Raw genomic sequence first — 22,930 nt, forward strand, 5'->3', positions numbered from 1 at the left:
AACCGGAGCGTCTTCCGCTACGAATGACGCTCATGGCGCTGCGCACCCGGACCCGGGACCACTGGACCCCGCTCGAAGGGGAGCTGCTCGGCTTCCGCGGCATGCAGAGGTACGGCAGGAGCTTCGCCCGGTCCGGCCGGGGCGCCTGGTACCACTTCGCGATCGAAGTCGTGTGGCAGCTGCTCGCCCTCACGAGCCGCTTCCGCGTGCGCGGCGCACGGAACATCCCGGAATCGGGCGGGGTCGTGGTGGCTTCCAACCACCTGTCGAACGCCGACCCGACGACGCTCACCGCGTTCTGCCTCGGCTCCGGCCGGGTGCCGCGATACCTGGCCAAGGCCAGCCTGTGGAACGCGCCGGTGATCAAATCGGTGATGCGCTCGGGCAAGCACATCCCGGTCCACCGCGGCGCGCCGACCGCCGCGGGCGCGTACCGTGACGCCGTCGCCGCGGTGCGCGCGGGCGAATGCGTGGCGATCTTCCCGGAGGCCGGGCTTTCCGCGGACCCGGACGGCTGGCCTGGCAAGGGCAAGACCGGCGCGGCGCGCATCGCGCTGGAGACCGGCGTGCCGGTGATCCCGGTCGCGAACTGGGGCACGCACGAACTGCTGCCCGCCGGTTCCTGGTTCCCGCGCGTGCTGCCGCGGCGGAAGATCGAGTTCGTCGCCGGCGAGCCGGTGGACCTCGCCGACCTGCGCGGGCGGGAGCTGACGAGGGACGTGCTGGAGGAGGCGACCGCACGGATCATGGCCGCGGTGACGGAGCTGCTGGCCGGGATCCGGGGCGAGCGTCCGCCGGTTTGATCGGCGGCTTCCGCGGTGCGGGAGGGCGAAGCTGCGGACGAGCCGGCTGCTCTCGGCGCGGGCTGGGTGTGGTGTGTTCTGGCGGGTTTTGTCGGGATCAGCCGTCCGGGGTGGCGCCGGGCCAGTGGGCGGGGGCTGACGAGGGACGTGTTGGGGGAGGCGACCGCGCGGGTCATGGCTGCGGTGGCGGAGCTGCTGGCCGGGATCCGGGGCGAGCGTCCGCCGGTTTGAGCGGTGGCTTCTGCGGTGCGGGAGGGCGAAGCTGTGGACGATCCGGCTGCTCTCGGAGTGGTCTCGGTGCGGACTGGGTGTGTGGTTCTGGCGGGTTTTGTCGGGATGAGCCGACCGGGGTGGCGCCGGGCCAGCGGGCGGGGGCTGACGAGGGACGTACTGGGGGAGGCGACCGCGCGGATCATGGCCGCGGTGACGGAGCTGCTGGCCGGGGTCCGGGGCGAGCGTCCGCCAGCCTGACCGGCGGACTCCGCGGCATCGGCGGGCGAAGGCGCCACTGTGGACGATCCGGCCGCGCCGGAATGAGGCTCGGCGCGCGGGTGCCGCACGGTTCTGGCGAGTTTTTCCGGGATCAGCCGACCGAGGACGTGCCGGGATCGGAAGCGGGCGCCGTCACGCCGCCCCGCTCGGGTGCGGGAGGTAGTTTCAACGGTATGAGCGCAGACTATGACGTGGTGGTCCTCGGGGCCGGAGTCGGTGGGTACGTCGCGGCGATCCGGGCTTCGCAGCTGGGCCTGAGCGTGGCGGTCGTGGAAGAGAAGTACTGGGGCGGGGTGTGCCTCAACGTCGGCTGCATCCCTTCGAAGGCGCTGCTGCGCAACGCCGAGCTGGCGCACACGGTGAAGGAAGAGGCCAAGACCTACGGCATCTCCTCCGACGGGGAGATCCGCTTCGACTACGCCGCGGCGTACGAGCGCAGCCGCAAGGTCGCGGACGGGCGCGTCAAGGGCGTGCACTTCCTGATGAAGAAGAACAAGATCACCGAGTACAACGGGCGCGGCACCTTCGTGGACGCCAACACCCTCGAGGTGAACGGCGAGCGCATCACCTTCACCTACGGCATCATCGCCACCGGCGCGACCGCTCGGCTGCTGCCGGGCACGCAGCGCAGCGAGCGCGTGGTCACCTACGAAAAGCAGATCCTGGAAAGCGAGCTGCCGGGCAGCATCGTGATCGCCGGGGCCGGCGCGATCGGCGTCGAGTTCGCGTACGTGCTGCGCAACTACGGCGTGGACGTGACGATCGTCGAATTCCTCGACCGGATGGTGCCGCTCGAGGACGCCGAGGTGTCGGCCGAGCTGGCCAAGCGCTACCGCAAGCTGGGGATCAAGGTGCTGCTGGGCACCAAGGTCGAGGCGATCGACGACTCGGGAGCCAAGGTGGCGGTGACCGTGTCGAAGAACGGCGAGCAGCAGGTGCTCGAGGCCGACAAGGTGTTGCAGGCCATCGGGTTCCGGCCGAACGTCGAGGGCTACGGCCTGGAGAACACCGGCGTGGAGCTGACCGAGCGCGGCGCGATCGCGATCGACGGCCGCGGCCGGACGAACGTGCCGCACCTCTTCGCGATCGGCGACGTGACGGCGAAGCTGATGCTGGCGCACGCGTCGGAGTCGATGGGCATCGTGGCGGCGGAGACGATCGCCGGCGCGGAGACCATGGAACTGGACTTCGTGATGATCCCCCGCGCGACCTACTGCCAGCCGCAGATCGCGAGCTTCGGCTGGACCGAGGAACAGGCGCGCGAAAAGGGCTTTGACGTTCAGGTGTCGAAGTTCCCGTTCACGGCCAACGGCAAGGCGCACGGCCTCGGCGACGCGGCGGGCTTCGTGAAGGTGCTGAGCGACGCGAAGTACGGCGAACTGCTCGGCGCGCACCTCATCGGCCCGGACGTCACGGAGCTGCTGCCGGAGCTGACGCTGGCGCAGCAGTGGGACCTTACGGTGCACGAGATTTCGCGCAACGTGCATGCCCACCCGACACTGGGCGAAGCGGTGAAGGAAGCGGTGCACGGACTGGCCGGACATATGATCAACTTCTGATTCTTCGACGGTCGCCCTGGCCCGCGGTGGTCTCGCGGGCCGGGGCGCTGTCGTTTCCGGGCAACGAGAACACCAGCTCCGGCCGGGACCACGAGATCCTCGGCGGTTTCGGCGGAACGGTCCCGACCTGCCGCGCGCCCATGCGTTCGTAGAACTTCGCCGCGGGCGGATGCGACACCACGCGCACCTCGGTCAGCCCGTTTTCCCTTGCCACCTCGAGGATTTTCCGGACCAGCCGGGCACCCAATCCGGTGCCCTGGGCTTCGTCCGCGACGAACAGCAGATCCAGCTCGGCATCGGTGAGCGCGGCGAATCCGGCTGGTCCCGAGGGGCCGCGGGCGACCAGAACCTGGTGCTGGCGCAGGTAATCCGGCGTGACGACGTATCCCTCCAGGATCGAGGCGTACCGGCCTTGGTAGGCCGACGAGGCGTGCATGAGGTCGGTGAGCGCGGCGGCGTCGGCAGCGGCCGCGCGGTCGATCTTGAACATGCCAGCCACGGTAACCGGCACCCCCGACAAAAACTGATCACGCGACCCGGCGGGCGGGCAACGCGGCCGCGCTGAGCAGGCAGAGCACGGCGCCGATTCCCAGGGAAAACCGCACGCCAAGCAGTCCGGCGGCGATCCCGCCGAGGGTGATGAAAACCGGTTTGGCGGTACGGGTTCCGGTCGACCAGGCGGTGAGCGTCCGCGTCAGAACGCTGTCGTCGATCAGCGACAGCCGGTACGCCGAGTAGGTCGGGTTGAAGACGCCCGCCACCAGCAACAGCCCGAAGTTCGCGGCGATCAGCAAGGCGACCCCGGCGGCGCCGGGGATGGCGAACGGCAGCGCGAGCAGCCACGGAGTGCGTGCGAAACTGGTCCACCGCAACACTTTCCGCGCGCCGTACCGAGAACTGAGCGTCGGGGCGAGACGTGCGCCGAGGAGCCCGCCGAGGCAGGGAACGCCGAGCACGAGGCCGTATTCCCACGGCGCGAACCCGAGATCCCGCAGCATCAGCACGGTTTGCAGCGGCGTAACCCAGAGGACCGCGCCGCTGAACAACACCGAGTTGAAGAACAGCGGCCGAAGTTCACGACTGCGCAGGAGGAAACGCCATCCGTCGGTGAAGCCTCGTCGCGAACGGTCCGAAGCAACCGCGGGCGGCGGCTCCGGCGTACGCAAGCGGCGGATTCCGAGCGCGGACAACAGAAACGAGAAAGCGTCGATGAGCATCGTCGCGGTCGCGCCCAACCCGCTGATCAACACCCCGCCCAGCGGCGGCCCAGCCGACCAGCAAACCCAGTCGGTGCTTTCGAAACGGCTCAACGCGACAGGCCGTTCGTCCGGCGCGACAAGGGCTTTCAGGTGCGCGCCGCTGGCCGCGGAGAAGAGGACCGCCGCGGTGGCGACGACGATGTCGACGGCGTAGAGCTGCGGCATGGTCAGCACGTGCAGCGCGGCCGCCACCGGCACGCTCGCCAGCGCGACGCAGCGGACCAGGTCGCCGGTGATCATCGCGGGCCGCTTCCGGGCGAACTCGACGCGAGGTCCGAGCGGAAAGGCGAGGAGCGCGCTGGCGGCCGCTGAGATGGCGGTGATCAGGGAGACCTGCCACGCGGGAGCGTCGAGCACGAGCACCGCGACGAGCCCGAGCGCGCCCGCGCCGACCGTGCTGCCCGCCGTGCTGATCGCGTACGCGGTCCACAGCCGGGCGAAGTCCTTCCCCAGGTTCGCCACCCGAGCAGAGTGCCAGCTCCGCTTCCGGCCCGGAAAGTGCCCGGCGAAGTCTCACCAGGTGGGCCATTCGGACAGATACCACTTTGGTCGGTGGTCTTGGCCGCGGTCGCTATTTAGATTCACGTCACCACAGTCGGTGGTCGGGGGCGAGGACAGGAGTTGTCATGAAAAGAACGAGCCGGGTGACCGCGTATTCGGTGCCCCTCGCGGTCGGGGTGGTGCTCGCCGGGAGCGGGGTCGCCGTCGCGCAGCCGTCCGCCGCGGACGTGGCGAACGCGCGCACCGGGGCCGGGATCAGCGCGCTGCAGGCGATCAAGAAGACCCTCAGCCCGGCCGAGAAGAAGCAGTCCAGCCAGCTCGTCGTGGAGAAGCGCCTTCGCGCCGACCGCGGGCTCGCCGCGCAGCTTCCGGATTACCGCACCGGCCTCCCGGTCACCCAGGCCGGCACGGTGTCGGTGGACATCGCCGGAACGGCGGGCTCGGCGATCGCGCAGGCCGTGCGTGCCGCGGGCGGCACCGTTCAGTCCACTTCGGCCAACGGCTCGGTCCGCGCCCAGCTGCCGCTCAACGCGGTCGACAAGATCGCGGCGCGCGGCGACGTCCGGCAGGTCCAGCCCGCGACGCAGGCGATGACCTGGAACGAGCCGGACGCGCAGCGCCGGCAGCTGGCCAAGCAGGCCGTCGCCGCCGTGCAGGTGTCGGAAGGGGACAAGACCCACGGCGCGGACACCGCTCGCACGCAATACGGCGTGAACGGCGCCGGCGTGAAGGTCTGCGTGCTTTCCGACGGCGTCAACTCGCTGAAAAAGTCCCAGGACGCAGGCGAACTGCCCGCGGTCGACGTGCTGCCCGGCCAAGCGGGCAGCGGCGACGAGGGCACCGCGATGCTGGAGATCGTGCACGACCTCGCCCCGGGCGCGGCGCTCGGCTTCGCGACCGCGTTCACCAGCGAATCGAGCTTCGCGGACAACATCCGCGCGCTGCGCACCACCGGCAAGTGCACGGTCATCGTCGACGACGTCGCGTACTTCGACGAGTCGCCGTTCCAGGACACGCAGGTCGCGCAGGCGGTCAACGACGTGACCGCGGCCGGCGCGCTGTACTTCTCCTCCGCGGGCAACTCCGGCAACCTCACCGACGGCACCAGCGGCTACTACGAGGGCGACTTCCGCTCGTCCGGCACCAGGCTGCCGGGCGTCACCGGCACCCCGCACGACTTCGACCCGGGCAGCGGCGTGCAGACCACCGACCCGCTGTCGCCGGGCTCGCTCGGCCGTCCGGTGACGCTGTTCTGGTCGGACCCGTGGGGCCGCTCGGCCAACGACTACGACCTGTTCCTGCTCAACGCTTCCGGAAGCGTCGTCGCCTCCAGCGCGAACGCGCAGGACGGTTCCCAGAACCCGTACGAGAGCCTGACCGTGCCGACCTCGGGCTCGGGATACCGCCTCGCGGTGGTCAAGTACAGCGGCGCGGACCGGTTCTTCGCGCTCAACGTGATCCGCGGCCGGTTCGTCGCCTCCGGTTCGCTCAAGGGCTTCAGCACCGCGGGCGTGACTTCGGGCCACTCCGCGGCCGCGGCGGCGTTCTCGGTGGCCGCGGCCCCGGCGGCGACCGCGTTCGGCCGTCCGCTCGAGACCGGCGACCCGGCCAACCCGGCCGGTCCGTACCCGGGCCTGTTCACCTCGGCCAGCAAGTGGGAGCGCTTCACCTCCGACGGCCAGCGGCACCTCTTCTACAACGCCGACGGCACCGAGCTGACCCCCGGCAACGTGTCCTCGACCGGCGGCGCGACCCGCGCGAAGCCGGACATCACCGCCGCCGACGGCGTGGCCACCTCGGTCACCGGCTTCCAGCCGTTCTTCGGCACCTCGGCGGCGGCCCCGCACGCGGCGGCGATCGCGGCCTTGCTGCTGTCCGGCAAGCCGTCCGCGACCCCGGCGGAGGTCCGCACCGCGCTGGTGTCGAGCGCGATCGACCTCGGCGCGCCCGGGTTCGACGCGGTGACCGGCAAGGGCGTGATCATGGCGGGTCCGGCGCTGTCCGCGCTGGGCGTGCCGAAGAAGTAGCGGCAGCGGGAAGGGCGGGTTCCCCGGCCGGGGAACCCGCCCTTTTCAGCGTCCGGCGACCAGCAGGTGGAACGCGCGCGGCCCGTCGCCGAGCCGGTCGTGGCGGCGAAGGTCCAGCCCCGCGCCGGCGAGCGCGTTTTCGATCTCTTCCGGCGGGCGCAGCCGGAAACCGTGGCCGGTGAACGGCAGGTCGCGCATCATCGCCGGGTCCCCGATGCCGACGACGAACCGGCCGCCGCCGGAGAGCACCCGCGCGACCTCGGCGAACGCGGGTGCCAGGTCGGGAACGAAGTAGACCGTGTTGACGGTCAGCGCCGCGTCGACCGTCCCGTCTTCCAGCGGAAGATCGGCCATTCCGGCGTGGTGCAGGACCAGCCGTCCGGCGGCGAGGTTCTTCGGGAACTTCCGGCGCGCGCGGGCGAGCGCCGTTTCGGAGATTTCCGCGCCGTGCACGGTTCCGCCGTCGGTGGCCCGCAGCAGCAGGTCGAGCCCGAGGCCGCCGCCGAAACCCAGGTCCAGCGCGGTTTCGCCGCGACGGATCTCCAGCGCCTCGACCGCTCCGGTGACCGGCCCGCGGTTGACGTTGTTGAGCAGCCGGACGACGGCTTGCCCGGCCCGGCCCCGCGGATGGCCCAGCTGCTTGGCGAATCCGGCGAGCACCGTGTCACGTGGTCCCATGAACCCAGTGTGCCGCGATATGGCACCGTGCGGGCGAACGGACTTTGAGGAGGCCGACATGGCGGAGAAGACTGCGGTGGTCACCGGGGCCGGTTCCGGGCTGGGCCGCCGGATCGCCGGGGCGCTGCTCGGCGCCGGTTACCGGGTCGCGCTCGCCGGACGGCGCGAGGACGCCTTGCGCGAGACGGCCGGTTCGGACGCGAACGCGCTGGTCGTGCCCACCGACGTCGCCGATCCGGCATCGGTGGAGGCGCTGTTTTCGGCCGTGCGGGACGAGTGGGGCCGGTTGGATCTGCTGGTGAACAACGCCGGGGTGTCGCTCGGCGGCACTGTCGCGGAGCTGTCCGTCGAGGACTGGCGGCGCACCGTCGACACGAACCTCACCGGCATGTTCCTGTGCGCGCAGCAGGCCGTGCGGCTGATGCGCGACCAGGATCCCCGTGGCGGCCGGATCATCAACAACGGCTCGATTTCCGCGCACGCGCCCCGCCCGGCGAGCGTCGCCTATACCGCCACCAAGCACGCCGTCACCGGCCTCACCCGGTCGATCTCGCTCGACGGCCGCGCCTGGAACGTCGCGTGCGGACAGATCGACATCGGCAACGCGGCCACCGAGATGACCGAGCGGATGGCCGCGGGCATCCCGCAGGCCGACGGACGGCTCCTGGCCGAACCGACCTTCGACGCGGGCCACGTCGCCGACGCGGTGCTCTACATGGCGGGGTTGCCGCTGGACGCCAACGTCCAGTTCCTCACCCTCACCGCCACCACGATGCCGTTCATCGGCCGGGGATGACCTTGTCCCGGCGGAACTCGTCGAACAGCCGGTAGAACATCTGCTCAGTGTCCACATAGGAGTGAAAACCGGCACGGCGGGACTTCGACGTGTCCGCGAACATGTCGTAGTCCCACGAGAACACGAAGTCGCCGAAGGCCCACGAAGAGACGTCGGCGTACGAAGCGGTGAGGCCGTGCTTCGCCGCCATCTCGTTCCACAGTGGTTCCTTGTCGGCCATCACCGTGCTCAGCGGCAGCTGTAGCGGCGGAGCGACTTCAAGGTCGAAGTACGCGGCTAGCTTCGGCCACAGCTCTCGCCAGCGGAAGAGGTCACCGTTGGCGATGTTGAACGCTTCGTTGCGACTAGACGTCGCGGCCCACACCGTGCCTTCGGCGAGCAACTGCGCGTCTGTCATCTCCAACAGGCTGTCGTACGCGCCGGGCTTGCCCGGAAACCGCAGCGGCAGGCCGAGTTCCTTGGAGATCGAGGCGTACACCGCGATCACGAGCGCGAGGTTCATCGGGTTGCCGAGCGTCGTCCCGCCGACCACGGACGGCCGGATCGCCGACCACGACCAGCCCCCGGCGGCGGCCCGGCGTTCCAGGAACTTCTGCTGGTCCACGTTGAACTCCGGCGGCATGTGCTGTCCGGCGTCGGCTTCGCGGGCGGGCGTTGTGAACGGGCCGAGATGCGCGCCGTAGACCTTGTAGCCCTGCATCAGGCTGACGTGCTCCAGCGGGCCTTCGTCGAGGCCGTTCACCAGGTTCTCCAGCATCGCCACGTTCGGCGGCACGAGTTCCGCCCACGTCGGCCGGTCCTGGTAGGCGGCGTAGAACAGGTGCGTCGCGCCGACGCCGGCCAGCGCCGCCCGGGTGCCGTCCGGGTCGAGCAAGTCGACGGCGAGGCTGCCCGGCCCGCCGCGCCGGGACAGCCCGAGCACCTCCCAGCCGTCGAGAGTCCGCAGGTGAGAGACGAGTTTCCGGCCGATGATCCCGTTGGCCCCGGCCACGAGGGCCACGCGTGTGCTGCTCATGTCTTCGATCCTGACCACGCGTGGGCGATGAGTCCAAGGCTTACTTCTCACCGCTTCGATAAGCTAGGTTTATGGCAAGTCTGCGGCAGCTTGAATACCTGGTGACCGTGGTCGACACCGGCTCGTTCACTCGGGCCGCCGAGCAGTTGCACGTGACGCAGCCCGCGCTGTCGCATCAGATGCGGGCGCTGGAGCACAGCGTCGGCGGGCCGTTGCTGGAACGGCTGCCGCGTTCGGTCCGGCTCACGCCGATGGGCCGCGCGATGCTGCCGCACGCCCGCGCCGCGCTCGCCGACGCCGAACGGGCCCGGTGCGCGGCCCGGCAGGCGTCCGGTCAGGTCGCCGGAGAGCTGCTGGTCGCGACGGTCTACTCGGTGAGCCTCGGCGTGCTGCCGCCCGCGCTCCGGGTATGGCGGCGCGAGCGGCCGGACGTCGACGTGCGGCTTTTCGAGTACCGCCACGCCGACGAACTGCGCGACGCGATGCTCGCCGGAGAAGCGGACCTCGCGATCGGTCCGCGTCCGGCCGGGTGGACTGGCCCGGTACGCACGCTGGGCACGGAAGAGTTCGTCGTCGTGCTCCCGGCGGACGGCGCGACGGAGTCCACTTCGGACGGTACGGTCGAGCTGGCCGAGCTTGCCGGCTGCGCGTGGGTGCATTACGCGCCGGGCCACGGGCTGGCGGAGCTTCTCGACGCGGCCTGTGCGGAAGCGGGCTTCCGGCCGAGGCCCGCAGTACGCACGGAACAAACCGCGGCCGCCCCGCTGCTCGCCGCGGCCGGATTGGGGCCCGCGCTGGTTCCGGCGAACGTGTTGCCCGCGGAGTTCAGCGGCCGGGTTTTGCGGCCCGGCAAGCCGATCCGCCGCGAGCTGGTCGCTTACGGCCGCAGCGAACCGGACCCGTTGACGGCGGCGTTCGCCGAGGTGCTGACCCGGCACGCGCGGGTCTAGTCGCGCAGCCGGGCTAGGTCGATTCCGGCGAACGGCGTCGGCGCCGCGTCGTGAACCCGGGCGGACCAGACGGCGTGCCCGTGTCCGGTCCACAGTGGAATCGCCGGAAGATCCCGCAGGGCTTCGTTCTCCGCGACCCGGAACAGCTGGGCGGCTTCTTCCGGCGACGCAGTGGTTTCGGCGGACGCGAGGTCGGCGGCGAATCCGGCGTCGAGGTAACCGGCGGCCTCGGCGAGCGTGTGGAGCAGGTCGGCCGGGCTCGGCGAGACGGCCTTGACCTCCAGCGCATACGGCCCGGTCGGCTTGCCTCCGGTCGCTTTGCGCTGTGCGTTGACCGGGATTCCCAGGCTCTTCGACAACCCCTCGGCCAATGCCTGCGGCCAAGTACCGTCGAAGCTCTCGTAGTACACCGAGGCGTCGCCGGTGAATCCTGCCTGGTTCAGCAGGGATCTGGCGGCCGCGCTGTCGAAAGTGCACGGACGGCAGGTGCCGGACCGTTCGCCGGGCGCGACCACCGGCGGCAGCAACCCTTTGGCCGCGTCCGCTTGGTGCGCGAGCGGCCCGGATTCCAGCGCGGCACGGTCGGTGCCGAGCGCGAACGCGTGCCGCACGGCCGGGTCCGCGAATCGGGTTGCCTCGGCGGAAAACACCAGGTAGCCGGCGCGGGGGAGCGCCCACATCGCGTGCCGGCCGGCGAAATCGGCGTGCATCGCCTCGTGCCGGTCGCCCGGGACGGCCGTCGCGACGTCGAGCTTGCCCTCCTTGACGTCGTCGTACTGCTGCGCCGGATCGCCGACGCGCAGCTCGATTTCCTTGGCCCGCCCCGGATCCGCCGCGACCCGCACGAGCTTGCCGCCGGACCCGGGCTGCCAGTCGCCCTCCAGCCGCAGCGGGCCGTTGCCGATCGGATGCCGGGCGAACCCGTTCCAGTCGCGGGATTTCAGCACCGACGCGGGCAGCGGCACGAGCCCGGGCGCGGACAGCCAGGCCGGCACCTGGTTGGAGGGCCGGTCGAGCACGATCCGCAGCTGGTTCGCGCCGACCGCGGTGATGTCCTTGGCCCGCAGCGATTTCGTCAGCACCGGGGTGCTGGCCCAGCGATGGCCGGCGATCGCCTTCCAGGTGTCCACATAGGACTGCGCGGTGACCGGCGTGCCGTCGTGGAACTGCCCGGGACGCAACCGGACGGTCCAGGTCGCCTGGTCGGCGCTGCTGATCGATTCGGCCGCGCGCGGGGTGACTTTCCCGCTGGCTGGATCGTAATCGGCGAGCGGAGTCCACAACGCGCCGGTGACCATCCGCCCGGACGGATCGGTGACGTCGGCGGGCAGCAGCGTGCCGGGTTCGCCGAGACCGACCGACAGCACCCCGGGCCGAGCGGGTCCGGCCGACGACGAACAGCCGGCGAGACCGGCCGCGAGCACTGCGGCGGCGAGCGTGAGCGGGACCAGCGGACGCGATCGCATGATGTCTTACTACCAGGTGGAAAGCAACGAAAGGCGGTTGTGCCCGGTTAGGGACCGGCTTAAAGTACTTCAGTCACACTGGGATCTCCGGGGAGGTTTCGCGTGCGCCGTCGGTGGATTCGCTCCGGAATGGCGCTGGCGGCCGCGGCCGCGACTCTCGTCGCCACTGGATTGCCCGCCGCGGCCTGCGAGGACGACAAGCCGGTCACCGAGGCGAAGCACTCCGTGGGCGACCCGGGCGCGATCAAGGGCGTGCGGCCGATCGGCAACGTGCCCGACGCGCAAGGAGCCATTTCGGCGAATTTCCTCAGCTACGGCAAGCGGGACGTGATGGTCGTGTCGGGCCAGTTCGGCCTGAAGGTCTACGACCTCACCGGCGATCCGGCGAAGCCGCGCGCGATCGGCGAACTGGGCCTGCCCGGGCTGTGGGAAACCGAGGACACCGAGGTCGACGCGAAACGCAAGCTCGTGTTCCTCTCCCGCGACCCGCGCGCGTTCAAGGGCAACACGCACACCGGCGAATCCGGCATCTACGTGGTCGACGTGGCGCGTCCGGAGAAACCGGAGATCCTCAGCTACGTCAAGGTTCCGGCGGGCCACACCACCAGCTGCGTCGACGACTGCCGCTACCTCTGGACCGGCGGCCCGGCGAAGGCCGACGACCAGCCCGCGGACTGGGGCGGCCGGCCGATCTGGGTCACCGACGTGCGCGACCCGCGCGAGCCGAAGGTGCACCCGGACCCGATCGAACTCGCCCGCAACGACGGCAAAACCGACTACGTGCACGACGTTCAGGTGGACCGGATGGGCGTCGCGTGGGTGTCGGGCAAGGGCGGGGTGCGCGGCTACTGGACGTCCGGCCTCCACCGCGATCCGGTGCAGAACCGCTACCGCTGGGCGAGCGCGCTCAAGCCGGTGCCGTACGCGGGCGGCGGAGTGTCGGAAACCGCCGCGCCGTCGAAGTTCCTGCACAACAGCTTCCACCCGGTCGGCCCCTGGGCCGACGGCGCCTGGCGCGGCCACGACCTCGTGTATGCCACCGAAGAAAGCTTCCTCCCCGGCTGCGCGGGCGACGGCGTGCTGACGATCTCGTCGCTGGAGGGCTCGTACCAGGGCGAGGGCTGGCGGTCGACGCCGGAGAAACCGTTCCGGATGCGCAGCGTCGGCACCTGGAGCGTCGCCGGGCAGGAAGGCAGCGACCCGGTGTCGGAGGACTGCTCGGCGCACTACTTCGACCTGCGCGGACACGTGCTGGCCCAGTCGTTCTACTCGCAGGGCACCCGGTTCCTGGACGTGAGCGACCCGACGAACCCGACGCAGATCGCGTACTTCCGCCCCGCGGACGCGGCTTCGTGGGCACCGTACTGGCACGACGGGTACGTATACGTGGCGGACCGCAACCGCGGGATCGACATCCTGCGGCTCGGGGACTAGCGGCCGGCGAGGTCGCGGAGGAACTGCTTCGCGGAGAAGGTGACCGGGTTTCCGGAGAATTCGTTGTCCGCCTCGTCCTCTTCCGGTACGCCGAAGTCTCGCCAGGTGACGAGATCGCCGCGCCTCGACACTTTCGCGGCGACGGCGCCGCATTCGAGGTCTTCGCATTCGGGGCAGACGTACAGCAGCGCCCGGCCGTCCGGTGCGTCGCCGGGAGCCTCGCCGAGCAGGCGGGCCACCCGTTGCGGATCGCGGGGACGGTCGGTGGCCAGCACCGAGATCAGGTCCAGTTCGGTGTCGACCGAGGCGCGCAGGCTGACCCCGTCGACCTCGAAGTCGAGATACCTGCGCTCACGCTGATGCTTCCGGCGCTCGCGGATCGCGAGGACCAGGCGGATGCGGTTCACACCGGTTGATCCTGCCGCCCGGAGACCGCCCCGCCAAGCGGATATCGGACGGCCAGCCCGTCCAGCAGCGCTTGCAGCCCGACCTCGAAAAGCCGGTCCAGGTCGAGGTCGTACCCCTCGGCGAGATCCGCCACCATCCGCGCCAGCACCGGATACCGCCCGGACCCGGTCAACGCCGCGTATCCCCGCGCCTGCGTCTCCATCCACTGGTCCTCGGTGATCCCGCTCGCGCCCATCGCGTGCCGCTCCCGTTCCAGGTTGATCGCCGTGCCCTGAATGTGGTTGTAGAACAACACATTCAGATCGCACAGGTCAGCCGCGCTCAGCCCGAACACCGACAACGCGGCCAGCGCGCGTTCGTTGTGCGCCGCCAGGTTCGGCAGCGGCCAAGGCCGGGTGAGCGGCACCAGATGCGCCAGCCACGGATGCCGCCGGTGCACTGACCACAGCGTGCGCGCCGTCAGCTCCAACTGCGCCCGCCAGCCCTCCGGTTCCCGCGCCGGGTAACCGGTTTCTCCGTAAACCTTGTCCGCCATCAGGAAAACCAGTTCGTCCTTTCCGGACAGATAGCGGTACGGAGCCATCGCCGGAACACCCAACCGCGCGGCGAGCCCGCGCATCGAGAGCGCCGCGACCCCTTCCGCGTCGGCGATCGCGATTGCCGTGCGTACCAACAGATCCCGGGTCAGCGCTGGACGCTTCGACCGAGTCTCGGCGTCCTGACCGGCGACGACATGGCCCGCCCTCGGTTCAGCACGCACCACGCCTTCGCGGCGCAACACGTCGAGCGCCTTGGCCGCGGTGGCGTTCGCGACCCCATGCGCCGAAGCCAGCTGACGCGTCGAAGGCACCTTCGCGCCCGGCGGCAACTGCGAGATCTCTTCGCGCAGCGCGGCCGCGATGCGGAGGTACGGCGGTTCGGTCGGCATCGGGGTCCTGTCTGTACTAGGTCAGCGGGTGGTCTGTACTAGATCAGTTTTGGCGGCGGAAGCCAGGTCAGGGCAGGTTCGTCCGGGTAATGCTGCACTGTACTGAGGGGTGAGGACATGCCGGAAGCACTGGTTTGCGGCGCGGGAATCGCTGGATGCGCGTCGGCCTACTGGCTGCGCCGCAGTGGCTACGACGTGACGGTCGTGGAGCGCGCGGACGGGTTGCGCCGCGGAGGCCAGGCGGTGGACATCCGCGGGGTCGCGCTGGAGGTCGTCGAGCGGATGGGCCTGGGGGAACAGGTCCGCGCCGCCCGGACGCGGATGCGCGGGATGTCGATGCTCGACGCGTCCGGCAACGAGGTGTTCCGTTCCGAGGAGCGCACCTTCAGCAGCGGCCGGCTCGACAGCGCGGACATCGAGATCCTCCGCGACGACCTGGTCGAGCTGCTGCACGGCGCGGCCGACGTCGAGTTCCGCTTCGGCGACGAGATCACCGCGCTCGACGCCGGATCCGGCCGGGTCGAGTTCGCCGCGGCCGCACCGCGCACGTTCGACCTGATCGTGGGCGCGGACGGCGCGCATTCGGCGGTCCGGCGGCTCGCGTTCGGCCCGGAAGACCAGTTCCGCCGCTACCTCGGCCAGTACCTGGCGATCTTCCCGGCGCCCAACACCGTCGGCCTCGAAGACTGGCAGATCTGGTTCCAGGGCGAGGGCGTCGGCGGCGCGGTCTACCCGGTGCCGGGCAACGAGAAGATCCGCGTGACGCTCGGCTTCGGCGAACCGGAGTACCGCGAGATCCGGGACGTCGCGGAGCAGAAGAAGCTCGTCGCGGAACGCCTGAGCGAGGTCGGCGGTCCGGTTCCGGGCCTGGTCAAAGCCATGGAGGACGCGGAAACGTTCTTCTTCGACGCGATGCTGCAGATCCGGCTCGACCGCTGGACGACCGGCCGCGTCGCGCTGGTCGGCGACGCCGGGTACTGCGCGTCCGTGCTGTCCGGACAAGGCACGAGCCTCGCCTTGGTCGGTGCGTACGTCCTGGCCGAGGGCATCGCGGACTACGAGACCCGGATGCGCCCGTTCGCCGAGCTGAACCAGGCGCTGGCCACGGAAAACGCCGCCGGGCCCGCGTCGGAGGAATCCGTCGAGCGCGCGAAGAACGCGATCAGCCTGAGCCGGTGACCCGCCGCCTGGCGGGAGATTCCCGCCGTCCGGCTGGCCCGGTCCGGCTCCCGGGCGGCAAGGATGGGTCCGGTACCCGACCCTTGGAGGCCCCGCGATGACCGCCTACCCGCCGCTCCCGTTCGACCCCGAGCTCGCCGCGGCGCTCGAGGTGCTCGCGGCCGAACGTCCGCAGATCAAGACGCTCGAGTCGATCCCGGCGGTGCGCGCGGCCGCGGCGAAGCGGCAGATTTCGCTGGACGAGATCACCGCCGACGGCGCCCTCGAAGTGTCCGAAACGGACGCCGAAGGCCCGCGCGGCCCGATCCCGCTGATCGTCGCGCGGCCGGCCGGGGCGGTCGACGTCCCGGTGCTGTACTGGCTGCACGGCGGCGGCATGATCATCGGCGGCCACAAAGGCGGCGACCTGTACTTCCTCAAGGAGTACGCGGCCGAACTGGGCCTCGGCTTCGTCTGCGTCGACTACCGGGTCGCGCCCGAACATCCGCATCCGGCCCCGGTCGAGGACTGCTACGCCGGCCTGGAATGGACGGTCAAGCACGCCGCCGAGTACGGCTTCGACGCCTCCCGGGTCGTGATCGGCGGGGCGAGCGCGGGCGGCGGGCTCGCGGCCGCGACGGCGCTGCTCGCCCGGGACCAGGGCGGTCCGGAACTGCTCGGCCAGCTGCTCGTGTACCCGATGCTCGACGACCGGAACGACTCCCCGTCGGCGATCCAGATGGCGGAGATGGGCAGCTGGGACCGCACGGCGAACAACGTCGGCTGGACCGCGCTGCTCGGCGACGCCCGCGGCGGTCCGGACGTGTCGCCGTACGCCGCGCCTGCCCGCGCCGAAGACCTGTCCGGCCTCCCGCCGGCGTTCCTCGACGTCGGCAGCACCGAGACCTTCCGCGACGAGGTCATCGCCTACGCGAACCGGCTGTGGCTGTCCGGGGTGCAGGCGGAACTGCACGTCTGGCCCGGCGCTTTCCACGGCTTCGACGGCTCGGCCCCGCAGGCGGCGCTGTCGCAGCAGGCGCGCGCCGCGCGGACGCCGTGGCTGCGGCGGCTGCTCGGCTGAACCGGCGAGCGATGATGGACCGATGAGGGAGCTGGTCACGCGTCTGAGCGCGCTCGATCCCGGCGCGGCCGAGACGGTCAAGGTCATCGCGTATTTCGACCGGCTGGTCGAGGGCCGCGCCGGGCTGGAGCCGATCGTGCGCGGGGCGGCGGTGCTGTCCGGCTGTCCCGCGCGGCTGGCCGACGCCGAACGCCGGGTGCGCGTCCGCGTCGAACCGGACGGGCGCGTCGTGCCGTCGGCCGAGCCGCCCGATCCGGAATGGCCGTCGGCTCCGGTGCGTCCGGACGGGCCGGTCGCGCTGTGGCTGGAACGGCCTGGTCCGGCGAGTCCGGTGGACGCGATGGTGCTGGAGCGCGCGTCCGCGGCGGCGCGAGCGGTGCTGGACCGCACGCGCGGCCGGGTCGTCGATCCGGCGTCGGTCGAAGTGGTGCTCGACGCGTCCGCCGACGAGCGGACCCGGCTCCGCGCCGCACATCGCCTTGGCCTCGGCACGACCGCGCGGGCCGTGGTGACCGACGCGGTCCCGCTGGTCGTCCCTCCACAATGGACTCCGCCGGAACGCGCCAGGGTCGGCCTGGGCGCCGTCGTGCACCTGGTCGACTTACCGCTGTCTGGCGCGCAAGCCCGGACCGCCTTCCGGTTCACCGCGACCGAAGACGACCCCGGACCGTCCGTTGTGGACTACGCGGAACTCGGCGGGCTGGCCGTCCTCGCCGACGCGGTCGGACCTCGTAGCGAACCGGTCGCGGACGTCACCACCCTGGAAAACGCCCGCACGGCGGCCCCGTGGGTACTTCCCACGCTGGTCGCCGTAGCGGGCGCTCCGAGTCTGCGGGCCGCCGCGAACACGCTGGTCGTGCACCATTCGACCCTGCAGGAGCGCCTGGCCCACGCCGAAGCGCTGCTCGGCTGGCCAGTGCGCGATCCCGCGGGCCGGTTGCGGTTGCAGCTGGCTATCGCGCTGTGGCGGCTGCACCGCACCGGGTGATCACGGCGTGAGCAGCGGCAGCAACGGCTTCCGCACCGCCGTCGCGACGCCGTCCGACGCCTGCGCCGCGGCGATCCGCTCGGCGCTCGGCGTGCCGTAGGACGTGGTCCGCTGCCGCAGCGGACGGCCGAGCGGTTCGACCATCGCGCGCATGTCGCTGATCGTCTTGTACGACCCGTTGGCCGCGCCCGCCATCCGGCTGATCGTCTCCTCCATCAGCGTGCCGCCGATGTCGTTGACCCCGCCCTGCAGCACCGCCCGGCTGCCTTCCTCGCCGAGCTTCACCCAGGAGCTCTGGATGTTGTCGAAGGTGCCGTGCAGCAGCAGCCGGGACAGCGCGTGCACCGCCCGGTTCTCGCGCAGCGTCGTGCCCGCGCGGGCGAGCCCGGCCAGGTAGATCGGCGAGCTCTGGTGGATGAACGGCAGCAGCACGAACTCGCTGAACCCGCGCCGCCCGTTGCGTTCCACGCCCTCGCGCTGCAGTTTGGCCAGCAGCTTCAGGTGGCCGACCCAGTGGCCCGGGTTGTCCACGTGGCCGTACATCATCGTCGCCGTGGTCGGCAGCCCGATGTCGTGCGCGGTGGTGACCACCTCGATCCACGCGTCCGTCGGCAGCTTGCCCTTGGTGAGCACCCACCGGACGTCGTCGTCGAGGATTTCCGCCGCGGTGCCCGGGAGCGAGTCCACTCCGGACTCCTTCGCCCGGATCAGGAAGTCGCGAATGGACAGATTCGTCCGCGACGCGCCGTTCACGACCTCCATCGGGCTGAACGAATGCAGGTGGATGTCCGGCTGCCGCCGCTTCACCTCGGCCGCGAGGTCGAAGTACGCGGTGCCCGGCAGGTCCGGGTGGATCCCGCCCTGCATGCAGATCTCGGTCGCGCCCGCGGCCCACGCCTCGTCGACCCGGTCGCCGACCTGCTCCAGCGACAGCGTGTACGCGTCCGCGTCGGTCTTCCGCTGCGCGAAGGCGCAGAACCGGCAGCCGGTGTAGCAGACGTTGGTGAAGTTGATGTTCCGCGTGACGACGAAGGTGATGTCGTCCCCGACCACCTCGCGCCGCAGGTCGTCGGCCAGTTTCGTGAGCGCGTCCAGCTCCGGCCCGTCGGCGTGCAGCAGGGCGAGCGCGGCGTCGTCGGACAGCCCGGCGGGGTCCTTTTCCGCACTGCGCAACGCGTCCCGGATGTCGGTGTCGAACCGCTGCGGACCGGTCTTGATCTTGCGGCCGATTTCCTTCCAGTCGCCGTAGACCGAATCGAAGTCGCCGCGCCGGTCCTCGGTGCGTCCGGTGGTGTCGATCTCGGTGTGCAGGTCGGTGCGGCCGGACTCCTGCCAGCCGCCGTCCGGCTCCTGCCACGGGATCCCGACCGGCATCGCGCCGTCGCGGGCCAGCCCGGTCTCGCCGTCGACCAGCGCCGCGACGTGCCGTGTGACGCGCGGATCGAGCCACGGCTGGCCGCGCTTGACGTACTCCGGGTAGATGGTCAGCCGCTCGCGCAGCGCGAACCCGGCCTTCTCGGTCTGCCGGGCCAGCAGGTCGATCTGCGGCCACGCGCGTTCCGGGTTGACGTGGTCCGGGGTGAGCGGCGAAACGCCGCCCCAGTCGTCGATGCCCGCGCGGATCATCAGGTCGTACTGGTCGCCGATGAGGTTCGGCGGGGCCTGGATGCGCATCCGCGGACCGAGCACGAGCCGGGCAACGGCGATGTTCGCGGCCAGTTCCTCGAGGTCGGCGTCCGGGGTCGCGCGCATCTTCGTGTCCGGCTTGGCCCGGAAGTTCTGCACGATGACTTCCTGGATGCCGCCGTACTCGCGCGCGGTCTTGCGGATCGCGAACAGCGCGTCGGCGCGTTCTTCGTGCGTCTCGCCGATCCCGATCAGCACGCCGGTGGTGAACGGCACCGAACTGCGCCCGGCGTCCTCCAGCACGCGCAGCCGGACCTCGGGGTCCTTGTCCGGCGAACCGTAATGCGGCCCGCCCTTCTCGCTCCACAGCCGGCGCGCGGTGGTCTCCAGCATCATGCCCATCGACGGCGCGACCGGCTTGAGCCGCTGGAAGTCCTGCCAGCTCAGGACTCCCGGGTTGAGGTGCGGCAGCAGACCGGTCTCCTCGAGCACCCGGATCGCCATCGCGCGGACGTAGGACAGCGTGTCGTCGTAGCCGTGCGCGTCCAGCCATTCGCGCGCGGCCTTCCAGCGGTCCTCCGGCCGGTCGCCGAGCGTGAACAGGGCTTCCTTGCAGCCCATCTCGGCGCCCTTGCGGGCGATGTCGAGCACCTCGTCCGGCGACAGGAACGGCGATTCGAGCCTGCCCGGGACGGTGACGAAGGTGCAGTAGCCGCACCGGTCCCGGCACAGCCGGGTCAGCGGGATGAACACCTTGCGGCTGTAGGTGATGATCCCCGCGCGACCGGCTTCTTCGAGGCCCGCGTCGCGGATGCGGGAAGCGTGTTCGGACAACGTTTTGAGGTCGTCGCCGCGCGCGTGCAGCAGCACGGCCGCCTCGGCGACGTCGAGCGTTTTCCCGTCTCGCGCCCGCGCGAGCGCACGGCGCATGGCGGACGGGGTGGGCGTGGTCACGCCAGCTTCGGGCTCCATTCCCGCCACGCTAGGACCCGGCCGCCGCGACCAGCCAGCTCTTAGCCCGCCACCGGTCCCAGACGGGGCCCAGGGTGATCATTAGCGCAGGTTGCGGGCTTGTCGATGCCGGGTGGCACCGGTATTACCTAAAGGGTGGCGTCAGTGATCGGGAAGCGCATCGGCGGGCGGACGTACTACTACCTCGCCGAGTCCGCGCGCGTCGACGGCAAACCGCGCGTCGTCGGCCAGCGGTATCTGGGGACGGCCGAGGACATCGCCGCGGCGGTGGCCGGCGGCGGTCCGGAGGCGGCGGGGGCGCGGCATCGGTCGTTCGGCGACGTTTCCGCCGTGTGGGGGACGCTGCAGCGGCTCGACCTCGTCCGGCGGGTCGATTCGGTGGCGGGACCGCAACGGGCCCGGCCGACGCTCGGTCTTCACGTCGCGCTCGCCGTGCTCCACCGGGCGACGGCGCCGGAGACGGAGTTCGAGGAGTGGTGGTCCGGATGCCTGGCGCAGGATCTGGTCCGGCCCCGGCCGCCCAAGGGGTCGATGACGACGGCCAGCCATTGGCGGGCGTTGCAGCGGCTTACTCCGGAGCGGATCGCGAGGGTGGAAACCGTTGTCGCGGAAGCGGTTCTGGAGTTGCTGGGGGATGACGGCACGGAAGCGTTAGCCGTTGATGTCGCGCAGTTCGCGGCGTTTACCGCGGCGGATTGCACGCTGCCGTCGGCTTGCCAGGACGTGCTCGCCGGGCTGGGCCTGGTGGTCACCCGGGATGGGGCGATTCCGCTGGCTTCCCGGGTTTACCGGAGAGAAAACGCGCCGACGTTCGGTGCGCTGGCCGCGGAGCTGGGCGAGCGGTATCCGGCTACCGACGTCACGTTGATCTTCCACGCCGGCCAGGCCGCGCAGCTCGACCTAGGCGCGCGGAGCGGGTTTGTCGGGTCGCTTCCGTTGGCTGATCACCCGGAGCTGCTCGCGCGGCCCGCGTCGGTGCGGCGGAGGGTGGATCCGGAGCGGTTTGCCGGGCTGACTGCGTTCGACACGGTGGCGACTGTGGACGGTGCCCGTCGACGCGTCATCCTGACCCATTCGGCGACGTTGCACGCGGCGCAGTACCGGGCGTTCACCAGCGAGTTGAGCACGACGGTTCGGGAGCTTGACGGGTTGGCGGCCGCGCTCGCCGCGGGGACTCATCGCGGCGACCGGACGCAGGTGCACGCGGAGATGTCCCGGATCATTCGCGGGCGCCGGGTGGAGCGGGTGTTGAACACGACGCTCACCGGGAACCGGGCGGGGGAGTTGCGGCTGGAGCGGCGGGTCGACGAGGCGGCGGTCGCTCGGCTGGCGGAGGAGTTCTTCGGCAAGCAGATTCTGGTGACGGATCGGGACTGGCCGGTGGCCGAGGTGGTCACGGCTTATCGGGCGCGGACGTATCTCGACTCGACGTTTCGCTGGCTGACCGGGTCCGCGGTGGCCGGGCCTTCGCCGCGGTGGGAGTGGACTTCGCATCGGATCGCGGTGCACACGTTGGTGTCGGTGCTCGCCGCGACGGTCACGCACCTGATGCGGCGGGAGGCGGATCGGGCCGGGATGAACTTGTCGGTGGCTGAGCTGCTGGACCAGTTGCGGGGGATCGGGGAGACCGTGTTGCGGCATCGGTCTACTGGGGGGAGGCCGCGGACTCGGCGGATTTTGTCTGATCGGACGGGGAGGCAGGAGGCGTTGTTCGGGTTGTTCGGGTTGGAGGGGTTTGCTCCTGGGTGAGGTCTTCGCGGTCGGCTCGTCGCCTGGCGGCGACATTGCGCCTTGTTGGTGGCGTGGGGCCCCCGAAGTTTGATTGTGCTGACGGTTCGGGGGTGCTTGTCAAGGCGGGAAAGATGCCTTGACAAGCACCCCCGAACCGCAGGGAGGCTTCGTATCGGGGGCGGGGGGAGGTGTGGGTGCCTCGCTGTTTGGGTGCATTGGCTGCGGTTTTTTGGGGAGCCGTGGGGCTAACCCCGGTGCAGCGGCGGGGCTAGCGGGCGGGTGGTCCTCAGGACCGTCTGTCAGGAGTTGCGGTCGATGTTCAGTGCGGAGAACGTTTGCACTACTGGCATCAGTTCTATGACGTTGATGTTCACGTGTGCTGGCTGGGAGCTGGCCCAGAACACTGACTCCGCGACGTCGTCCGGGGTCAGGGGGGTGGTGCCGGCGTAGACGTTGGCTGCTTTGTTCTTGTCGCCGTCGAAGCGGACGGTCGAGAATTCCGTGCCGCCTACCAGGCCTGGTTCGATGTTCGTTACTCGGACGCCGGTGCCGCGCAGGTCTGAGCGCAGGTTCAGGCTGAACTGGTGGACGAACGCCTTGGTCGCGCCGTAGACGTTGCCGCCGGGGTAGGGGTAGCTGCCCGCGACCGAGCCGATGTTGATTACGTGTCCGGTGCCGCGTTCGACCATTCCGGGCAGTATCGCGCGGGTGAGGTGGACGAGACCGGTCACGTTGGTCTCGATCATCTGGTCCCAGTCTTCCAGCTTCGCCTCGTGCGCGGGCTCGAGACCCTTGGCGAGACCGGCGTTGTTGACCAGGATGTCGATCTTCGCCCACTCCTCGGGCAGCTGTTCGACGACGTCCGCGACCGAGGCTGCGTCGCGTACGTCCAGCACCAGCGGGTACACCGCTTCGCCCAGTTCGTCCGCGAGCGCCTTCAGCCGGTCGCCGCTGCGGGCCGCGGCGACGACTCGCGCGCCCTCCGCTGCGAACCGGCGCGTGATCGCGGCACCGAACCCGGCGCTCGCGCCGGTCACCAATACGGTCTTCATGGAGTG

The 22,930-nt window shown here is 70.7% G+C and carries 19 protein-coding genes and 1 pseudogene; 11 read left to right on the forward strand and 9 right to left on the reverse strand.

Going from position 1 to position 22,930, the window contains the following annotated elements; translation table 11 throughout:
• Window positions 1-23: 23 nt before the first annotated feature.
• The 3 genes and pseudogenes from F9C11_RS18495 to lpdA all read left to right on the forward strand — a co-directional run bounded on the left by F9C11_RS18495 (window position 24) and on the right by lpdA (window position 2,854).
• Window positions 24-803: a lysophospholipid acyltransferase family protein gene (locus tag F9C11_RS18495; protein WP_409186117.1), complete on the forward strand. Its 780-nt coding sequence runs from the start codon at window positions 24-26 to the stop codon at window positions 801-803.
• 366 nt (window positions 804-1,169) lie between these two features.
• Window positions 1,170-1,274: pseudogene (locus F9C11_RS18500) on the forward strand (1-acyl-sn-glycerol-3-phosphate acyltransferase); the annotation flags it as partial.
• A 194-nt stretch (window positions 1,275-1,468) separates the two neighbouring features.
• The gene (lpdA, locus tag F9C11_RS18505; RefSeq protein WP_409186118.1) at window positions 1,469-2,854 is read left to right on the forward strand and encodes a dihydrolipoyl dehydrogenase; all 1,386 of its coding nucleotides are present in this window, start codon (window positions 1,469-1,471) and stop codon (window positions 2,852-2,854) included.
• On the opposite strand, the gene F9C11_RS18510 is transcribed toward lpdA, so the two are convergent.
• The gene (locus F9C11_RS18510; protein ID WP_409186119.1) at window positions 2,844-3,344 is read right to left on the reverse strand and encodes a GNAT family N-acetyltransferase; all 501 of its coding nucleotides are present in this window, start codon (window positions 3,342-3,344) and stop codon (window positions 2,844-2,846) included. The two genes, lpdA and F9C11_RS18510, sit on opposite strands and share 11 nt — an antisense overlap.
• 37 nt (window positions 3,345-3,381) lie before the next feature.
• Window positions 3,382-4,575, reverse strand: coding sequence for an MFS transporter (locus F9C11_RS18515; protein WP_409186120.1), 1,194 nt, complete (start codon window positions 4,573-4,575; stop codon window positions 3,382-3,384).
• 164 nt (window positions 4,576-4,739) lie between these two features.
• Between F9C11_RS18515 and F9C11_RS18520 the strand changes: the two genes are divergently transcribed.
• Window positions 4,740-6,641 (forward strand): S8 family serine peptidase, encoded by a 1,902-nt coding sequence (locus tag F9C11_RS18520; protein WP_409186121.1) that lies wholly within the window; start codon window positions 4,740-4,742, stop codon window positions 6,639-6,641.
• A gap of 45 nt (window positions 6,642-6,686) precedes the next feature.
• Here F9C11_RS18520 and F9C11_RS18525 read toward each other — a convergent pair whose 3' ends face one another.
• Window positions 6,687-7,319: a class I SAM-dependent methyltransferase gene (locus tag F9C11_RS18525; protein WP_409186122.1), complete on the reverse strand. Its 633-nt coding sequence runs from the start codon at window positions 7,317-7,319 to the stop codon at window positions 6,687-6,689.
• Window positions 7,320-7,377: 58 nt separating this feature from the next.
• Here F9C11_RS18525 and F9C11_RS18530 point away from each other — a divergent pair, with 58 nt between their 5' ends.
• Window positions 7,378-8,115: an SDR family oxidoreductase gene (locus F9C11_RS18530; protein ID WP_409186123.1), complete on the forward strand. Its 738-nt coding sequence runs from the start codon at window positions 7,378-7,380 to the stop codon at window positions 8,113-8,115.
• Here F9C11_RS18530 and F9C11_RS18535 read toward each other — a convergent pair.
• Window positions 8,099-9,130: an SDR family oxidoreductase gene (locus F9C11_RS18535; protein WP_409186124.1), complete on the reverse strand. Its 1,032-nt coding sequence runs from the start codon at window positions 9,128-9,130 to the stop codon at window positions 8,099-8,101. The genes F9C11_RS18530 and F9C11_RS18535 overlap by 17 nt on opposite strands.
• A 71-nt stretch (window positions 9,131-9,201) precedes the next feature.
• Here F9C11_RS18535 and F9C11_RS18540 point away from each other — a divergent pair, with 71 nt between their 5' ends.
• Entirely contained in the window at window positions 9,202-10,080 is an 879-nt protein-coding gene (locus F9C11_RS18540) for a LysR substrate-binding domain-containing protein (protein WP_409186125.1), read from the forward strand.
• Here the strand turns inward: F9C11_RS18540 and F9C11_RS18545 are convergent.
• A complete protein-coding gene (locus F9C11_RS18545; protein WP_409186126.1) occupies window positions 10,077-11,546 on the reverse strand; it encodes an ABC transporter substrate-binding protein in 1,470 nt (489 codons plus the stop codon). The two genes, F9C11_RS18540 and F9C11_RS18545, sit on opposite strands and share 4 nt — an antisense overlap.
• A gap of 129 nt (window positions 11,547-11,675) precedes the next feature.
• Here F9C11_RS18545 and F9C11_RS18550 point away from each other — a divergent pair, with 129 nt between their 5' ends.
• Window positions 11,676-12,980: an LVIVD repeat-containing protein gene (locus F9C11_RS18550; protein ID WP_409186934.1), complete on the forward strand. Its 1,305-nt coding sequence runs from the start codon at window positions 11,676-11,678 to the stop codon at window positions 12,978-12,980.
• Here the strand turns inward: F9C11_RS18550 and F9C11_RS18555 are convergent.
• Window positions 12,977-13,387, reverse strand: coding sequence for a hypothetical protein (locus F9C11_RS18555; protein ID WP_409186127.1), 411 nt, complete (start codon window positions 13,385-13,387; stop codon window positions 12,977-12,979). The two genes, F9C11_RS18550 and F9C11_RS18555, sit on opposite strands and share 4 nt — an antisense overlap.
• Window positions 13,384-14,316 (reverse strand): TetR/AcrR family transcriptional regulator C-terminal domain-containing protein, encoded by a 933-nt coding sequence (locus F9C11_RS18560; RefSeq protein WP_409186128.1) that lies wholly within the window; start codon window positions 14,314-14,316, stop codon window positions 13,384-13,386. The genes F9C11_RS18555 and F9C11_RS18560 overlap by 4 nt, the downstream gene beginning before the upstream one ends.
• 117 nt (window positions 14,317-14,433) lie before the next feature.
• On the opposite strand from F9C11_RS18560, the gene F9C11_RS18565 reads away from it, so the two are divergent.
• The 3 genes from F9C11_RS18565 to F9C11_RS18575 all read left to right on the forward strand — a co-directional run bounded on the left by F9C11_RS18565 (window position 14,434) and on the right by F9C11_RS18575 (window position 17,543).
• Window positions 14,434-15,495, forward strand: coding sequence for an FAD-dependent oxidoreductase (locus F9C11_RS18565; RefSeq protein ID WP_409186129.1), 1,062 nt, complete (start codon window positions 14,434-14,436; stop codon window positions 15,493-15,495).
• Window positions 15,496-15,592: 97 nt separating this feature from the next.
• Entirely contained in the window at window positions 15,593-16,555 is a 963-nt protein-coding gene (locus F9C11_RS18570) for an alpha/beta hydrolase fold domain-containing protein (protein ID WP_409186130.1), read from the forward strand.
• A 22-nt stretch (window positions 16,556-16,577) separates the two neighbouring features.
• Window positions 16,578-17,543 carry a helix-turn-helix domain-containing protein gene (locus F9C11_RS18575; RefSeq protein WP_409186131.1) on the forward strand — a complete coding sequence of 322 codons (966 nt, stop codon included), beginning with the start codon at window positions 16,578-16,580 and terminating at the stop codon, window positions 17,541-17,543.
• Here the strand turns inward: F9C11_RS18575 and F9C11_RS18580 are convergent, their stop codons facing one another.
• Window positions 17,544-20,141, reverse strand: a complete 2,598-nt coding sequence (locus tag F9C11_RS18580; RefSeq protein ID WP_409186132.1) for a bifunctional FO biosynthesis protein CofGH — start codon at window positions 20,139-20,141, stop codon at window positions 17,544-17,546.
• Between the two features lie 144 nt (window positions 20,142-20,285).
• On the opposite strand from F9C11_RS18580, the gene F9C11_RS18585 reads away from it, so the two are divergent.
• A complete protein-coding gene (locus tag F9C11_RS18585; RefSeq protein WP_409186133.1) occupies window positions 20,286-21,890 on the forward strand; it encodes a transposase in 1,605 nt (534 codons plus the stop codon).
• A 281-nt stretch (window positions 21,891-22,171) separates the two neighbouring features.
• On the opposite strand, the gene F9C11_RS18590 is transcribed toward F9C11_RS18585, so the two are convergent.
• Window positions 22,172-22,924 (reverse strand): SDR family oxidoreductase, encoded by a 753-nt coding sequence (locus F9C11_RS18590; RefSeq protein ID WP_409186134.1) that lies wholly within the window; start codon window positions 22,922-22,924, stop codon window positions 22,172-22,174.
• Between the last annotated feature and the right edge of the window lie 6 nt (window positions 22,925-22,930).

The organism is Amycolatopsis sp. VS8301801F10 (genome assembly GCF_046195355.1).
In the GTDB taxonomy this organism is placed as follows: Bacteria; Actinomycetota; Actinomycetes; order Mycobacteriales; family Pseudonocardiaceae; genus Amycolatopsis.

Coding starts and splice junctions, on each gene's coding strand:
- F9C11_RS18495 (WP_409186117.1), top strand. CDS start 24: ATGACGCTCATGGCGCTGCGCACCCGGACCCGGGACCACTGGACCCCG.
- lpdA (WP_409186118.1), top strand. CDS start 1,469: ATGAGCGCAGACTATGACGTGGTGGTCCTCGGGGCCGGAGTCGGTGGG.
- F9C11_RS18510 (WP_409186119.1), bottom strand. CDS start 3,344: ATGTTCAAGATCGACCGCGCGGCCGCTGCCGACGCCGCCGCGCTCACC.
- F9C11_RS18520 (WP_409186121.1), top strand. CDS start 4,740: ATGAAAAGAACGAGCCGGGTGACCGCGTATTCGGTGCCCCTCGCGGTC.
- F9C11_RS18525 (WP_409186122.1), bottom strand. CDS start 7,319: ATGGGACCACGTGACACGGTGCTCGCCGGATTCGCCAAGCAGCTGGGC.
- F9C11_RS18530 (WP_409186123.1), top strand. CDS start 7,378: ATGGCGGAGAAGACTGCGGTGGTCACCGGGGCCGGTTCCGGGCTGGGC.
- F9C11_RS18535 (WP_409186124.1), bottom strand. CDS start 9,130: ATGAGCAGCACACGCGTGGCCCTCGTGGCCGGGGCCAACGGGATCATC.
- F9C11_RS18540 (WP_409186125.1), top strand. CDS start 9,202: ATGGCAAGTCTGCGGCAGCTTGAATACCTGGTGACCGTGGTCGACACC.
- F9C11_RS18545 (WP_409186126.1), bottom strand. CDS start 11,546: ATGCGATCGCGTCCGCTGGTCCCGCTCACGCTCGCCGCCGCAGTGCTC.
- F9C11_RS18550 (WP_409186934.1), top strand. CDS start 11,676: ATGGCGCTGGCGGCCGCGGCCGCGACTCTCGTCGCCACTGGATTGCCC.
- F9C11_RS18560 (WP_409186128.1), bottom strand. CDS start 14,316: ATGCCGACCGAACCGCCGTACCTCCGCATCGCGGCCGCGCTGCGCGAA.
- F9C11_RS18565 (WP_409186129.1), top strand. CDS start 14,434: ATGCCGGAAGCACTGGTTTGCGGCGCGGGAATCGCTGGATGCGCGTCG.
- F9C11_RS18570 (WP_409186130.1), top strand. CDS start 15,593: ATGACCGCCTACCCGCCGCTCCCGTTCGACCCCGAGCTCGCCGCGGCG.
- F9C11_RS18575 (WP_409186131.1), top strand. CDS start 16,578: ATGAGGGAGCTGGTCACGCGTCTGAGCGCGCTCGATCCCGGCGCGGCC.
- F9C11_RS18580 (WP_409186132.1), bottom strand. CDS start 20,141: ATGGAGCCCGAAGCTGGCGTGACCACGCCCACCCCGTCCGCCATGCGC.
- F9C11_RS18590 (WP_409186134.1), bottom strand. CDS start 22,924: ATGAAGACCGTATTGGTGACCGGCGCGAGCGCCGGGTTCGGTGCCGCG.